We start from the raw sequence: 15,283 nt of genomic DNA on the forward strand, positions 1-15,283 counted from the left end.
ATCAGCGTGTCTCGCGTTTGACGGCAGCATCGATATGGCTGGCATCACCATCGCCCGATATATCGTAGAAGCCGGTTTCATTGACGCGCAAGATATGCTGCGGATTTTGCTTCATCGCTTTGTCGTACCGCTTCTTAACCGACCCGGAGGCGATAATGTCGCTTACGATTCCGCCGGCCCGCAATTTGGCCAAAAGCGCATTCGCAACGGCCAATCCCTCGTCATGCTCCAGCAAAACCATCGCCTCCAACACCGGGGCCTGCCTTTCGCCCACCAACATCGCGAGCCGTTCAATCCCAGCGGCCCAACCGACAGCAGGGGTCGCCGGTCCGCCCAAAGATTCCATCAATCCGTCATAGCGGCCACCGCCCAAAACTGTGCTTTGACTGCCTAGAGCATCGGCGGACACACTCCCTTCATCGGGAATGAACTCAAACGCGGTGTGGCGATAGTAATCGAGCCCCCGCACAAGGCTGTCTGCGCGGACCCATTCGACACCGGCGGCATCCAAACCTTCAGTCACCGCCGCGAAGAAATCGCGGGCTTCGTCGGACAAAAATTCGTCAATCTTGGGGGCATCCGAGAGGAACGGTTTGTCCTTGCGATCCTTGCTATCCAGAATGCGAAGCGGGTTCTTTTCCAATCGCTCTTGCGAATCCTCAGACAATTCATCCTTCACCGCGCGGAAGTACTCGATCAACGCCGCGCGCCATGCCTCACGGCTCTCGCCATCACCCAATGTGTTCAAGTGCAAGGTCACATCGTTGATGCCCAATTCTTTGAGCAATTGATCGGCCATAGCCAGCAATTCAACATCCGCCTGAGGATCGGCCGCGCCAATTATCTCGGCGTCAATCTGATGGAATTGGCGATATCGCCCCTTTTGCGGGCGCTCATATCGGAAAAGCGGACCGTGCGTGGCCAATTTTAGCGGCGCAAATTGCTGCCAACCGTTGGTAATGTAAGCGCGTGCAATCCCAGCGGTGAATTCCGGCCTTAGCGTTAGGGATTCGCCGCCGCGATCTTCGAATGAATACATTTCTTTGGACACGACATCGGTCGTTTCACCCAAAGAGCGGGCAAAAACTTCCGTCTTTTCAAAGACCGGAAATTCGGCACGACGGAATCGATACAGCTTTCGCACGCGCTCGAATGTTTCAACCACAAAGGCGAACGCTTCGGCGTCTGGTCCGAATATATCCTGAGTGCCGCGAATGGCTTTTGGTGTGTTCTTGCTCATAATGTCTCTTTTTGTATTGAGCGCGATTAGGGCACAGCTGGCCTTGCCGCAATATCGCAACGGAGCTATCGGCTCCAAAACGCCTTTTGGGAGAGGGGCCGGTAACCGCAGATTAGGAACGAACAATGCGCATCGACAAAATTCCCACTGGCAACAATCCCCCCGACGACCTGAATGTCATCATCGAAGTCCCTACCGGGGGTGAGCCGGTGAAATACGAATTTGATAAGGAATCGGGGGCGTTGTTCGTCGACCGCATCCTCCACACACCGATGCGGTATCCGGCAAATTATGGCTTTGTGCCCCACACACTTAGTCCGGATGGTGACCCTTTGGATGCGCTCGTCATTGCGCGGTCGCCGTTCATTCCGGGATGCGTTGTGAGATCAAGGCCAATTGGTGTTCTCAACCTTGAAGACGAACATGGCGGCGATGAAAAACTGATCTGTGTTCCGGTTGATACGACGTTCCCGTATTACTCCGACGTTGGCGAGACGAAAGATCTGCCCTCAATCATCATGCAACAGATTGAGCACTTTTTTACGCACTACAAAGATCTAGAAGCGGAAAAATGGGTGCGGATCGGTAAATGGGGCGACCGTGCAGAAGCCCGCCAGATCGTGATCGAGGCGATCGAACGGGCCGGCTAATCGGCCTTCGAAGGTGATTTGAAGTCTGGTCGGCGCGTGAGATCAATTGTCGAGCGCGCCGACGGGTCTACAAAATGGTTTTGAACAATCCTGTCAAAATCAGTGGCAAGCAAATGGCCAAAATCCACAATCCGGTCGCATCGCGACGAAAAGCGGGGGCATAGTCGCTGTCGCTCGCCTGATCGTCGGTCAATCCGGCCCAACGCTTTTCAAACCAGCGACACGCCGGAATGATCGCCGCCACCAAAACGACCAAGGCAACATAAGGCAAAATGGAGGAGGTGCCCTCGCCCATCGCCTTCACAGTCAGAAATATCTGAAGCGCGGTGTAGACCAGCAAGGCGAAAGCGACATGATCGCTCATCGATTTGCGCCAATCGCGTTTGCGAGCGCCTTGTTTTTGGCCCGCTACGTTTTGCTGATGTGACAGCTCGTTCATTTTCCGCTCCCCAACGGTTAATCTGGCTGAAGTATCTCAAAAGCGGAGCAACGTTGCAAGCTTAGTAACCAAAATGAAATTTTGTTGCACAGAACGCAACGCCTGATCGGCAACAGGTTAGAATAGAAGCACTTTTACGGTTAACCTCATGGGGCCGCGTCCTAAATAGTCCGTCAAAGCAAAAATCTTGCCAAAATCAGTGGTCTCACTCTTTCCTGTTAAGATGATGGTGCTAAAGCCTATGTCATGAGCGAGTCTATCACGACAGAAACGCCCAAGGGGCAAAGCGCCCAAGACGCAGAGGCGAGCGAAACCATCACCGCTGCCGCACCCTTGCCCGATGGCGGCTTGGAAGTGATCTCAATCGCCAAGAGCTATGACAAGCGCGCGGTGTTGACCGACATCTCTTTGACCGTGGCCAAGGGCGAAGTGCTGGGCCTTTTGGGGCCGAACGGCGCGGGCAAGACGACGTGTTTCTATTCAATCATGGGATTGGTTAAGCCGGATTCCGGTCGGATCCTAATGGATGGCGAAGACGTTACCAGCCTGCCAATGTATCGCCGTGCGATCCTAGGTTTGGGGTACCTTCCTCAAGAAACCAGCATCTTTCGTGGAATGACAGTTGAACAGAACATAAACTGTGTCCTCGAAATGGTTGAGCCGGACGCAGCCACTCGCCGCGATGAATTGGAACGGCTGCTAGGTGAATTCGGCCTCGAAGGGTTGCGCGACAGCCCTGCAATGGCGCTTTCTGGGGGTGAACGTCGGCGTTGTGAAATCGCGCGGGCGCTCGCCGCGAAACCGTCAATCATGCTTTTGGATGAACCGTTTGCCGGGATCGACCCGCTTTCAATCAGTGACATCCGCGATTTGGTGAAAGATTTGAAACGGCGCGGCATCGGCGTTTTAATCACCGATCATAACGTCCGCGAAACGCTCGACATCGTCGACCGTGCGTGCATCATCTATGGTGGTCAGGTCTTGTTCGCTGGCACACCTCAGGCGCTGGTTGCTGATGAGAATGTTAAACGCCTTTATCTGGGTGAGAGCTTCACGCTCTAGGCTTTGAATTCATGGCGCTCGGACCGAGACTAGACCTTCGTCAATCACAACAACTTGTGATGACACCGCAATTGCAGCAGGCGATCAAACTGCTGGCGGCGTCCAATCTAGAAATTGAAACGTTCATCGGCGACGCGCTCGAAGCCAACCCATTGCTCGAAGCGGGGGCCGTTTCCCGTGAAGATTCTGGACCAAGCGGCGAACCCGACGATGTCCCGCGCGAAGAATTCACATCAGATCAATTGATGGCTCAGGGCAAAGGCGAAAGCGAGGCCCCGCTCGACATCGACACAGGAGCGTTGGATCGCGATCGCGAAACCGGCGACGGCGCAGTGTCCGATAACAGCCGCCTTTCCGATGCCGAATGGGGTTCAGCCGGCGGCGGCGGAGCCGCTGGTGGGGAAGAGTTTCCCAGCATCGACGCGACCCGCGCAGCCGAATTGTCCCTGGGCGAACATCTCGACAATCAGATCGGCACCTTAGCCGTAAACCCAAAAGAGGCGTTTGTTGCGCGGCATATTGCCGGATTGTTGGACGATGCCGGATATCTCAGCAGCGATCTGCGCGACATTGCCTACGATCTTGGCGTCACTTTGGATGAAACTGAAGACGCGCTGGAAGTGATCCATATGTGCGATCCGACCGGTGTCGGGGCCCGCAGTCTATCGGAGTGTTTGGCAATTCAGGCGCGCGAAGCGGACCGGTATGATCCATGTATGCGCGCGTTAATCGACAACCTTGAGTTGGTTGCCAAAGGGGAAATTGCGAAACTGAAACGACTTTGCCGTGTCGATGACGAAGATTTCGCCGATATGCTGCGGGAACTTCGGGAATTTGATCCAAAACCCGGCCTTACCTTTGCCCCTTCAACCACCGACGCGGTGATCCCCGATGTCTTGTTAACCGCGAACGATGAAAATGGATGGGACATTGCCCTTAACGAAGACACGCTGCCCCGGCTGATTGTTAATCGCAGTTATTACGTCGAGTTGAACGAAGGATCCCCCAATGAAGAGGCTCAGGGATGGCTCAAGGAAAAACTTGCCGATGCGCATTGGTTGATCCGGGCGCTGGATCAACGGCAAAAGACAATCCTGAAAACCGCTGCTGAAATCGTGAAACAGCAAGACGGCTTCTTCCGCAAAGGCGTTTCTGAACTGCGCCCGCTGACATTGCGAGAGGTCGCGGAGCAGATCGATATGCATGAAAGCACCGTGAGCCGCGTAACCAGCAACAAGTATCTACATTGTGATCGCGGATGTTTTGAACTCAAATATTTCTTCTCAAGCGGCGTTTCATCCAGCGATGGCGAGGGTGCGTCTTCTGAAGCGATCAAAGCGCGGATTAAGGCACTGACCGATGCAGAAGATGCGAAGAAGGTGTTGTCCGATCAAAAGCTTGCCGACCTTCTTAAGGAAGAGGGATACGACCTAGCCCGACGGACGGTCGCCAAATATCGCGAAGCGGTTGGAATTGGGTCGAGCGCGCAACGGCGCCGTCAAAAGAAGCTGGAAAACCTGTAATACGGCGTCCGTTGGCCGGCGAACCGACCTAGGTACTATGCCCGCGACTCGTGGAGTCAGCTGGGTTTACGCATTATTAACCTTTTCCGTTCAGACCTTGTGTGGTTAATAGAAGGCAACACCTCTTAGCGAGGCGTTACCACGCACATGATGTCCGCCACACGGGGCAACTAGGGGACCAGAAATGCGAGTGCTGCTGATTGAGGACGAGCCAACAACGGCGAAAGCCATTGAACTCATGCTCACCACCGAAGGTTTTAATGTATACGGAACCGATCTTGGCGAAGAAGGCCTCGATCTGGGTAAGCTGTATGATTACGATATCATCCTGCTCGACCTGAACTTGCCGGATATGCACGGCTATGACGTTCTGAAGAAATTGCGCGTTGCCAAGGTGCAAACGCCGGTGCTTATCCTTTCGGGTATTGCCGAAATGGATAGCAAAATCCGTTCATTCGGCTTTGGCGCCGATGATTACGTGACAAAGCCATTCCATCGTGAAGAGCTGGTCGCGCGCATTCATGCCGTTGTACGCCGTTCGAAAGGCCATAGCCAATCGATCATCCGTACCGGTAAGCTTGCGGTGAACCTTGATGCGAAAACTGTCGAAGTCGACAGCGCTCGCGTTCACTTAACCGGTAAAGAATACGCGATGCTTGAGCTGCTTTCACTGCGCAAAGGCACCACATTGACCAAGGAAATGTTCCTCAACCATCTTTATGGTGGCATGGATGAGCCGGAATTGAAGATCATCGACGTGTTCATTTGCAAGCTGCGCAAAAAGCTCAGCCACGCATGCGGCGGTGAAAACTACATCGAAACCGTTTGGGGTCGCGGCTATGTGTTGCGCGATCCACAAGAGGAAGTCGAAGCCGCATAATCGGCGCGACACTTTCACTAAAGAAAAGCGCCCGCGGCCTATGCCTCGGGCGCTTTTCTTTTGTCTGTGACCCGCGAAGCCAACCTATCGCTCGCGTTTTAGACCGCTCATCAGATCAAGGCCTGCTGGTTCTTGGAACAAGCGCAGGTCAAATTCCGATACGATCGCCAAAAAGTGATCGAAAATATCGGCCTGGATCCCTTCATATGCGTTCCAGTCCGTAGTGTCGGTGAAACAATAAATCTCGATTGGAAGACCTTGGGGTCCAGACGGCAATTGGCGCACCAGCAATGTGAAACCGTCGCCGATACGTGGATGCCATTGAAGGTAGGCGATCATATACGCGCGCAGTGTGCCAACATTCGTTAAACGCCGCGCATTCACAGGGGCATCTTCACCAGAAAGTTCACGCGCGTTCCAATCCGCGATCTCTTCTCGTTTCGCCGCGAGATACCCTTTTAACATTTTGAATTTCTTCAATTCGACAACTTCGTCATCGTTCAAGAAACGCACCGTGTTCTGATCCAAAATGATCGACCGTTTAATCCTCCGACCGCCGCTTTCACTCATGCCGCGCCAATTGCGAAAGGCATCCGAGACTAGGCGATGGGTTGGGATCGTTGTGATTGTCTTGTCGAAATTCTGCACCTTTACAGTGTGCAGAGAGATATCGATCACATCACCATCCGCGCTCATGCTGGGCATTTCAATCCAATCGCCCACCCTAAGCATATCATTTGTGGTGAGTTGAACGCTCGCGACCAAGCTTAAGATCGTGTCCTTGAACACCAACAATAAAACCGCCGTGACCGCGCCCAACCCCGACAACAGCAAGAGAGGCGACTCATCAATCAGGACCGAGATGAGGATGATTGCCGCCCCGCACAGGACGACGATCTTGAGCACTTGAAGATACCCTTTGATCGGCCGATTGCGCGATGTCGGCATCCTCTCATACACTTCGTTGGCGTATGTCAGCGCCCGTACAATCGCCATGCCGATCGACAAAACGATAAGAGCCTGCGTTACATTCGAAATGACCGTCAAGAGATCACATCGCCAATGCGCTTCGGCCGCAACTGCATCGCATGACAAATGCGGTACAGCAGAAATACCGTTGGAAACGATCAGAAGTGGAAGAACCGTCGCCAACCACGCAGCTGATTTGTTGATCGTTTGAGATTTGGCATCAAGATACGGCGCCGCTGCACGTAAGATTATGTATTTCAGGACATAATTGACCAAAAGGGCAACGGCCAAAAGGCCCAATATACCCAGCAGCGTTTGCGCCCAATCGGGTTGAGACGCAAAGAAAACCGAAAGATCATTTATCATCACTCTGCGATAGATCGAATTGGCCCACACCCTCAACCCCTGCGCTCTGATCAAAGTCGGTTTCTGCCGCAAATTGACGGTTTGGCTGGACAAGCGCGGGTCCGCTTGACTAGCGGGCATTCCATGAGCGCGTATAAAGAAGGTGATCCCACCACTCTTAGCAGGTTGTATGGTCGAAGCGTTGGCAAGCCCTTGCGGGCGCGCCAGCAATCTCTCGTGGATGAATTGCTTCCCAAGATTGCCGTCCCGGATGATGGCCCTGTTACCGCAGAGGCGTTGTTTGGTGAGGATTGCCCTCTGCATTTTGAGATTGGATTTGGCGGCGGCGAACACCTTGCCTATCGCGCCGATCTTTTGCCCAATCATGGCCTTATCGGCGCGGAACCCTTTCTAAACGGGGTGGCACAGGCGCTTGCCCATGTTGAGGAACAACGTTTGGCCAATGTCCGATTGCATCATGGCGATGCGATCGAAGTGTTGCAGCGCATCCCTGATGAGGCGTTGACGATGGCTTATCTCCTTCATCCCGACCCTTGGCCTAAAGCGCGCCATGCAAAACGCCGGATGATGAACGACGGGCCCGTTCAATTGATCGCCGACAAGCTAAAGCCGGGAGGGGAATTCCGATTTGGCACTGACCACGCGGTTTATGTGCGGCACGCCTTGATGGTGATGCAGCGGTTCTCGGACCAGTTTGAGTGGGTCGCCAATGGCCCCAGCGACTGGCAGAACCGACCGTCGGGATGGTGCGAAACCCGGTACGAACACAAGGCGCGCAACACTTTCAAACACGAAGTCTGGTATTTCCGCTTCCGAAAGAAGTGATCGTTGCCCCGCCAAGACTAAGCGATCCGACCAATGCGAACGACAAAAAGGCGGCGCCGGAATTCTTTCGAACCGGCGCCGCCAAATTTCACAGCCAGACCTTGCGGTCTATAGGGTTGTTACCCGACAATTCCGGCGCTGGTTAGAACCGCCAACGTCAACACATCTGGTGCGGCCGCCGTCATCGGGACGATCTGAACCGGTTTTTCCATACCGATCAACATCGGTCCAACGGTGGTGTTCGCACCCAATTCTCGGAGCAATTTTGCCGAAAGGTTGGCCGATTGTAGGCCCGGCATGATCAACACATTGGCCGGCGCGGACAGGCGGCTGAATGGATAGAGTTCCATCACCTTAGGGTTAAGCGCCGCGTCCGGTGCCATTTCACCTTCATATTCGAAATCGCATCCATCCCGATCCAGGATCGACACCGCGTCGCGAATATTGCTGAGCCATTGGCCCGATGGATTGCCAAAGGTTGAATAGGACAGGAACGCAACGCGCGGCTCATGCCCCATCCGACGCGCAACTGCGGCGGTTTCTTTGGCGATATAGGCCAATTCTTCGGAATCGGGCCGTTCATTGATGGTGGTGTCCGCAAGGAACGTCGTGTGGTTCTTGCCAATCATCATATGGATGCCGAATGGCAATGCATCAGGCTTCTTATCGAGCACCAAGTTCACTTCACGAACCGTCTGCGCATATGTCCGGGTGAGGCCCGAAATCATCGCATCACCATGCCCCAGAGCTACCAACAGCGCAGCGAATACGTTGCGCTCCTGATTGACCATCCGACGCACGTCACGTTCGGTGTAACCGCGCCGCTGCAATCGCTCATACAAATACTTCACCATAGCGGGCACGTGCTCGCTATCGGCGGAGTTTTGGATGTTGAAACTGCCCGGGTCAGAAACAGACAGCTGATGCAGCTTGTCCATAACCGCTTTCGTTCGACCGACCAAAATTGGCTCACCGTAGCCGAAATCACGGAATTGGATCGCCGCGCGCAGCACAACTTCCTCTTCCGCCTCAGCAAAGACCATCCGTTTGGGGTTGTTCTTGGCTTCGTTGTAGACACCCGTCAGAACCGACGTGGTCGGGTTTAGGCGTGCGCGCAATCCAACCCGATAAGCTTCAAAGTCGTCGATGTTGGATTTAGCCACACCAGAATCCATGGCTGCCTTTGCGACTGCAGAAGACACGACTTCGATCAAGCGTGGATCAAAGGGCGCAGGGATAATGTAATCCGTGCCAAATTTCTGATTCTTGCCATAGGCTGCTGCGACCTCTTCGGGAACGCGTTCGCGGGCCAGTTCGGCAATCGCAGTCGCTGCGGCCACTTTCATCTCTTCATTGATCGAAGTCGCCTGAACATCCAATGCGCCGCGGAAAATGAATGGGAAGCCGAGAACATTGTTCACCTGGTTGGGGAAATCGCTGCGACCGGTCGCAATGATCGCATCAGGTCGCACAGCTTTGGCTTCGTTGGGCATGATCTCTGGCGTTGGATTGGCCATCGCAAAGATGATCGGCTTGTCCGCCATGTCGGCGACCCATTCCGGTTTCAAAGCGCCAGCCGCCGAAAGACCAAGGAAAATATCAGCGCCTTTCAACGCTTCTTCCAATGTGGTCGCGTCGGTCGCAACAGCGTGTGCGCTCTTCCATTGATCCACGTTTTCGCGGCCCGGTGTGATCGGCCCACGGCGGTCGCACATGATCACATTCTCATGCTGCACACCCATCGCCTTGATCAAAGAAGTACAAGCGATCGCAGCGGCACCTGCACCGTTCACGACCACTTTAACATCCGCGATATTGCGGTTGGTCAAATGGCAGGCGTTGAGCAAGCCCGCGGCCGTGATGATCGCGGTGCCATGTTGGTCATCGTGCATGATCGGAATGTTCATGCGTTCGCGCAGAGCGGCTTCGATAATGAAGCATTCTGGCGCCTTAATGTCCTCGAGATTGATCCCGCCAAAGCTTGGCTCCATCAAAGCTACGGCTTCGATGAATGCTTCAGGGTCCTCTGTCGCAAGCTCAATGTCGATCGAATCGACATCGGCAAACCGTTTGAACAAAACGGCCTTGCCTTCCATCACTGGTTTTGACGCAAGCGCGCCCAAATTGCCCAAGCCCAAGATCGCCGTACCGTTTGAGATAACAGCGACAAGGTTCCCCTTGGCGGTGTAACGGGCGGCGAGCGCCGGGTCGTTTGCAATCGCTTCAACGGGAACCGCAACACCGGGCGAATATGCAAGGCTGAGATCGCGTTGCGACGTCATGGCCTTTGTAGCGACAATCTCAATCTTACCGGGTCGACCCGATTCATGATAAAAGAGCGCTTCGCGGCTGGTAAAGCCGCCTTTGTTTTCGTCCGACATTTTGATTCCCCTAAATTCCCACCAATTGCACCTTGAAATGAGGGTTTAGCCCGCTCGGGTTTGAGATGATAGGGGCCAAAGTGCGTTGAAAAGATTTGCACCATCCCTTCCCGAATCGTCCACGAGGTAGCTAGGCCAACAGCATGGCAAATAAATCCGCCTCTCCTACGGCCAAAAAACCCACTCCCATGATGGAGCAATACCTCGCGCTTAAGCGTGAGGCGGGCGATTCCTTGCTATTTTATCGGATGGGCGACTTCTTCGAATTGTTCTTTGACGATGCAAAGGTTGCGTCGAACATTTTGGATATCGCTCTGACATCGCGCGGAGAACATGACGGCAAACCAGTTGCGATGTGCGGTGTACCGGTACACGCCGCAGAGGGATATCTCGCCCGCCTAATCAAAGCGGGCCAACGGGTCGCGATTGCGGAACAGGTTGAGACACCTGATGAAGCAAAAGCACGAGCCAAAAGAGAAGGCAAACCGTCGTCCAAGGTTCTGGTTGCTCGCGACATTGTGCGTTTCGTAACCGCCGGCACCTTAACCGAAGAAGCTCTATTGGAACCGCGCCGGGCCAACGTTCTTGTCGCATTGTCCGACGTTCGCGGCACGATTGGTATCGCAAGCTGCGACATTTCGACTGGTGTCATGGTGTTGGAAGAATGCCACCCCGACATGTTGAATGCTGAACTTTCGAGATTGAGCGCGACCGAGGTGGTAGTTTCGGACAATTGGTCTGAGGCCGGCGCGGAATGGTTGCAAGACGCGACACGCCATACCAACAGCCCGTTTTCTAGCGATGTTGGCGAGGATCGGCTCAAATCGCTGCATGGCGTTTCCACGCTTGACGGGTTTGGCGATTTCTCGCGCGCTATGCTGGGCGCGGCGGGAGGATTGATCGCCTATCTCGATCATGTTGGGCGCGGCTCCCTTCCTTTGCTTTTGCCCCCTGTGATTCGCGCCAAAGCGTCGGGCATGGCGATGGACGAAGCGACTCGCGGAAGCCTTGAGATACTTGAAAGCGCGCAAGGTGGTCGAACGGGCAGCCTCATTGCCGCCCTTGATCGCTGTTCAACCGGCGCAGGGTCGCGGCTTCTGGCGCAAGATTTGTCCTCTCCGATGCTGAGCAAAGGCGGGATCGAAGATCGTTTGGCACTGGTTAAATTTTGGCGCGATCGACCGATCGAGCGGGCCAATCTGCGCGATGCTTTGCGGTCGCTGCCAGATATTGGCCGTGCATTAGGCCGATTGGTCGCAGGCAGAGGCAGCCCGCGCGATCTTGGTCAATTGCGCGATGGGTTGAACGAGGCATGGCGGTTATACGATTGGCTTTCGACAGAGAGTGATCGCCCGGCTTTGCTGGATGATCTCTTGCCGCAATTGCGGGGGCACGGTGAATTGGTCGACCTGTTGTCGCGTGCCTTGGTTGCGACCCCACCGACCGAGCGATCCAATGGCGGCTTCATCACGCAAGGTTACGACGCAAGCTTGGATGAATTGCGCGAAATTTCGGGCGATGCCCGTCGAGCGATCGCCGCAATGGAAGCCCGCTATCGCGAAGAAACTGGCATTGCGTCGCTAAAAATAAAGCACAACGGCGTGTTGGGGTATTTCATCGAAGTGCCCAGCCGGCATGGCGATGCATTGATGGAGGCCGATAGCGGGTTCACGCATCGCCAAACGATGAAGGGCGCTGTGCGCTTCAATTCGATATCGCTGCACGAAGAGGCGTCGCGCATCGCAGAGGCTGGCGGTCGTGCATTGGCGGCCGAAGAATCTCATTTTGAAGAATTGGTCGATCGATCGGTCGCCAGTCGCCAAACGATCGCGAAAAGCGCGGCGGCGCTGGCTCGAATTGATGTTTCCGCAGGCAATGCCGAACGCGCATCCGAAGGGGATTGGTGCCGCCCGGACGTAGATGAAGCCCCTGGATTGTCGATTGTTGCCGGTCGTCACCCGGTCGTTGAAACCGCTCTGGCCGCGACCTCTCAACGGTTCGTGGCGAACGATTGCAGCCTCCGCTTCGATGATCGACTTTGGTTGATTGGAGGCCCAAACATGGGCGGCAAATCGACCTTTTTGCGTCAGAACGCGTTGATTGTATTGATGGCGCAGGCCGGATGTTTTGTTCCCGCAAAATCGGCCCATATCGGATTGGTGGATAGGTTATTCAGCCGCGTCGGTGCCTCGGACAACCTTGCCCGTGGTCGATCGACTTTCATGGTTGAAATGGTCGAAACGGCCGCCATTCTGGCCCAAGCAACCGATCGCAGTTTTGTGATCCTCGACGAAGTCGGCAGGGGCACATCCACTTATGATGGATTGGCACTGGCTTGGGCCGTTGTAGAGGCGGTGCATTCACAAATTGGCTGTCGGTGCCTGTTCGCGACGCATTACCATGAATTGGCCCGTTTGGCCGAAACCTGCACTCACCTGTCCCTGCATCATGTTCGGGCACGAGAATGGAAAGGTGATCTCGTGTTGCTGCATGAACTGGCGGATGGCCCAGCGGACCGATCCTATGGCTTGGCGGTCGCAAAACTGGCCGGGGTCCCCAACACAGTGGTCAATCGCGCGCGCCAAGTGCTCCAAAAATTGGAGGATGCGCGCAATGAAACGGGTGGTTTGGCGGCCGGATTGGGGGAATTGCCGTTGTTCGCCGCCGCTGCGCCAACCGCCCCAGAACAATCCAAAGAAGAAGCGTTGGCCGCGAAGCTTTTGGAAACGGACATCGATGCGCTCAGCCCGCGCGATGCCTTAGACCTGTTGTATGAGCTGAAACGCAGCGTGGATTGAGCCGGGTATTCGGCGCATTTGCTGGCCGCGCTTGCACCAATCTTTAACACTCTTTTTGCTATCACATTGCCCATGTCAAACAACATGTTCGCAAACCCGAAAACAGCGCTCGGCTTCGCCGGAGTTACGATCGCGATCGGCGTGGCCGCCTCATTTGGCGCCAGCCACTTCCTGCCCACGTCCGGACAAGACGTTGAGGCAGCAAAAGTCGTTGAAGCACCTGCGGCGCCCACAGCTCCTGCCACTGCGAACCAAGCGCCAGCGACCACGGCGTGGGCCGATGAAGAATTTACCGACGATTGGAACACATCGGCCGTGGATACAGCGAACGGGTTTAACGGCCCTCAGAGTGCCGACAGCCAATCTGAACCTGGTGAGCCGACCTTTGGTGACTTTGCCCCGCAATCACGCGATGCCTCCCGCAGTTCCGGTTCGGCGCGACGCGGACCAACACGTTCTGCGCCTGGTCCCGTGATCCGGTCGGGCGCTGCGCCTGGCGCACCGGAATTACGTCCCCCTGGCGGCGGCGGAAGCGGAAGCGGTGAATTGGTTCAAGTCGATTGAGCTTGCCTGCCGATGCGCGATTCAATTCAGCGCGTTGGCACCGGAACATCGCCGGAATAATCATAAAAGCCGCGGTCGGTCTTACGGCCCAACCAACCCGCTTCGACATATTTGACCAGCAACGGCGCCGGGCGATACTTCGTATCCCGCGTGGTGCGATACAACACATTGATAATGTCGAGACATGTATCCAAGCCAACAAAATCCGCGAGCTGTAATGGGCCCATCGGATGGTTCAGGCCCAAACGACATCCTTTGTCGATATCTTCGATGCCTGCGGTCGATTGACCCAAAACAAAGACCGCTTCGTTGATCATCGGCAATAGGATGCGGTTCACAACAAAACCCGGTTCATCTTGGCTCAGCACGACTTCTTTGCCCAACCCTTCGGCAAAGGCGGTGACGCGATCGGTTGTCTCTTTTGATGTTGCCAGACCAGGAATAACCTCAATCAGCCCCATCACCGGCACAGGATTGAAAAAGTGAAGGCCGATAAAGCGTTCCGGATCCGGGGAATGGTTTGCCATGCGTGTGATCGGGATTGAACTGGTGTTGGACGCCATGATCGCATCTTTGCCCAGCACTTTGCCTGCGTTTTCAAAAATGGACTGTTTGATCGGTTCTTTTTCGGTCGCCGCCTCGATGATCAATTCCGCATCGGCCATCGGCGCATAGTCGCCGATTGGCACAACTTTCGAAAGAAGAGCCTCTGCGGCATCGACCTCAATCTTGCCTCGACCGACCAATTTGCCGGCGGCTTTCTCAATCTTGCTTTTGCCAGCCTCTGCCGTGGCAAGATCAATATCTGCGAGCAGCACTTGCATTCCTTGAGCGGCGACCGTTTGAGCGATCCCGGTGCCCATTTGACCGGCTCCGATTACAGCGATTTTCCGCATGACATTTCCCTTCGCAAGTGCAGCAAAGCGCGGTCACTAGCGGGGAAGAAGGCCGATGACTAGCGAATAGCTACCGATTGGCGCCGGGCACCCATTTAACATCCGATGCCCCGTCATCATTCAACACACGGGCCATGACGAACAACAAGTCGGATAGACGATTCACATACGCCATCGCGGCAGGATTGATCGCGTCCTCCTGCGCCAATTGCGTCATCAATCGTTCCGCTGCACGCGTGCTTGCGCGGGCGACATGAGTTCGCGCCGCCGCTTCGCTCCCGCCGGGAAGGACAAAACTGGTCAGAGGTTCCAGCGTTTCATTCAACGCATCTATTCGTTGCTCAAGCCAAGTGGCTTGGCCGTCAACGATCCTCAAAACCATTTCAGACGGGGCGAAATCACCATTCTCAGCCGGCGTTGCTAAATCCGCACCCAGATCAAACATATCGTTTTGAACACGGGTCAAAATTGAACGGTGCGATGCGCTTTGCGCGCTCTGCCCATCGCCTATGGCACAAATGGCCAGACCAATCGCGCTGTTCGCTTCATCAACAGCACCGATTGCGGCAATGCGCGCGGAATGCTTGGCCGTGCGCGATCCGTCGACCAACCCGGTCGTACCGTCATCGCCGGTGCGCGTGTAGATCTTGTTCAGTTTAACCATGGGCCAACCTTAGGCGACGGTGCTTG

General features: G+C 55.0%; 13 protein-coding genes. 7 read left to right on the plus strand and 6 right to left on the minus strand.

Annotated features, from left to right (window positions below; genetic code table 11):
• Position 1 precedes the first annotated feature (1 nt).
• Positions 2 to 1,240 (minus strand): histidine--tRNA ligase, encoded by a 1,239-nt coding sequence (gene hisS / locus BQ8290_RS08005; protein ID WP_108789130.1) that lies wholly within the window; start codon positions 1,238 to 1,240, stop codon positions 2 to 4.
• 125 nt (positions 1,241 to 1,365) lie between these two features.
• Between hisS and ppa the strand changes: the two genes are divergently transcribed.
• Positions 1,366 to 1,890 (plus strand): inorganic diphosphatase, encoded by a 525-nt coding sequence (gene ppa, locus BQ8290_RS08010; protein WP_108789132.1) that lies wholly within the window; start codon positions 1,366 to 1,368, stop codon positions 1,888 to 1,890.
• Between the two features lie 67 nt (positions 1,891 to 1,957).
• On the opposite strand, the gene BQ8290_RS08015 is transcribed toward ppa, so the two are convergent.
• On the minus strand, positions 1,958 to 2,329 hold the full coding sequence (locus BQ8290_RS08015) for a hypothetical protein (RefSeq protein ID WP_108789134.1): 372 nt from the start codon (positions 2,327 to 2,329) through the stop codon (positions 1,958 to 1,960).
• Positions 2,330 to 2,575: 246 nt separating this feature from the next.
• Here BQ8290_RS08015 and lptB point away from each other — a divergent pair, with 246 nt between their 5' ends.
• The 3 genes from lptB (at position 2,576) to ctrA (ending at position 5,794) form a co-directional block, all read left to right on the plus strand.
• The gene (gene lptB / locus BQ8290_RS08020; protein ID WP_337661221.1) at positions 2,576 to 3,391 is read left to right on the plus strand and encodes an LPS export ABC transporter ATP-binding protein; all 816 of its coding nucleotides are present in this window, start codon (positions 2,576 to 2,578) and stop codon (positions 3,389 to 3,391) included.
• 11 nt (positions 3,392 to 3,402) lie between these two features.
• Positions 3,403 to 4,914, plus strand: a complete 1,512-nt coding sequence (rpoN, locus tag BQ8290_RS08025) for an RNA polymerase factor sigma-54 (RefSeq protein WP_108789136.1) — start codon at positions 3,403 to 3,405, stop codon at positions 4,912 to 4,914.
• A gap of 184 nt (positions 4,915 to 5,098) precedes the next feature.
• Complete coding sequence (gene ctrA / locus BQ8290_RS08030; RefSeq protein WP_108789138.1) at positions 5,099 to 5,794, plus strand: response regulator transcription factor CtrA; 696 nt, start codon at positions 5,099 to 5,101, stop codon at positions 5,792 to 5,794.
• Positions 5,795 to 5,878: 84 nt separating this feature from the next.
• Here the strand turns inward: ctrA and BQ8290_RS08035 are convergent, their stop codons facing one another.
• Positions 5,879 to 7,249 (minus strand): mechanosensitive ion channel family protein, encoded by a 1,371-nt coding sequence (locus tag BQ8290_RS08035; protein ID WP_443112312.1) that lies wholly within the window; start codon positions 7,247 to 7,249, stop codon positions 5,879 to 5,881.
• A gap of 3 nt (positions 7,250 to 7,252) precedes the next feature.
• Between BQ8290_RS08035 and BQ8290_RS08040 the strand changes: the two genes are divergently transcribed.
• Positions 7,253 to 7,954: a tRNA (guanine(46)-N(7))-methyltransferase TrmB gene (locus BQ8290_RS08040; RefSeq protein ID WP_108789140.1), complete on the plus strand. Its 702-nt coding sequence runs from the start codon at positions 7,253 to 7,255 to the stop codon at positions 7,952 to 7,954.
• Positions 7,955 to 8,073: 119 nt separating this feature from the next.
• On the opposite strand, the gene BQ8290_RS08045 is transcribed toward BQ8290_RS08040, so the two are convergent.
• On the minus strand, positions 8,074 to 10,335 hold the full coding sequence (locus tag BQ8290_RS08045) for a phosphate acyltransferase (protein WP_108789142.1): 2,262 nt from the start codon (positions 10,333 to 10,335) through the stop codon (positions 8,074 to 8,076).
• Positions 10,336 to 10,523: 188 nt separating this feature from the next.
• Here BQ8290_RS08045 and mutS point away from each other — a divergent pair, with 188 nt between their 5' ends.
• Positions 10,524 to 13,133: a DNA mismatch repair protein MutS gene (gene mutS / locus BQ8290_RS08050; RefSeq protein WP_108789144.1), complete on the plus strand. Its 2,610-nt coding sequence runs from the start codon at positions 10,524 to 10,526 to the stop codon at positions 13,131 to 13,133.
• 72 nt (positions 13,134 to 13,205) lie between these two features.
• The gene (locus tag BQ8290_RS08055) at positions 13,206 to 13,697 is read left to right on the plus strand and encodes a hypothetical protein (protein WP_337661222.1); all 492 of its coding nucleotides are present in this window, start codon (positions 13,206 to 13,208) and stop codon (positions 13,695 to 13,697) included.
• Between the two features lie 26 nt (positions 13,698 to 13,723).
• On the opposite strand, the gene BQ8290_RS08060 is transcribed toward BQ8290_RS08055, so the two are convergent.
• Positions 13,724 to 14,593 carry a 3-hydroxyacyl-CoA dehydrogenase NAD-binding domain-containing protein gene (locus tag BQ8290_RS08060; RefSeq protein WP_108789148.1) on the minus strand — a complete coding sequence of 290 codons (870 nt, stop codon included), beginning with the start codon at positions 14,591 to 14,593 and terminating at the stop codon, positions 13,724 to 13,726.
• 70 nt (positions 14,594 to 14,663) lie between these two features.
• Positions 14,664 to 15,257, minus strand: coding sequence for a cob(I)yrinic acid a,c-diamide adenosyltransferase (locus BQ8290_RS08065; RefSeq protein WP_108789150.1), 594 nt, complete (start codon positions 15,255 to 15,257; stop codon positions 14,664 to 14,666).
• Positions 15,258 to 15,283 lie beyond the last annotated feature (26 nt).

Origin of the sequence: Erythrobacter sp. Alg231-14 (genome assembly GCF_900149685.1) — a bacterium.
Classification (GTDB): Bacteria; Pseudomonadota; Alphaproteobacteria; order Sphingomonadales; family Sphingomonadaceae; genus Erythrobacter.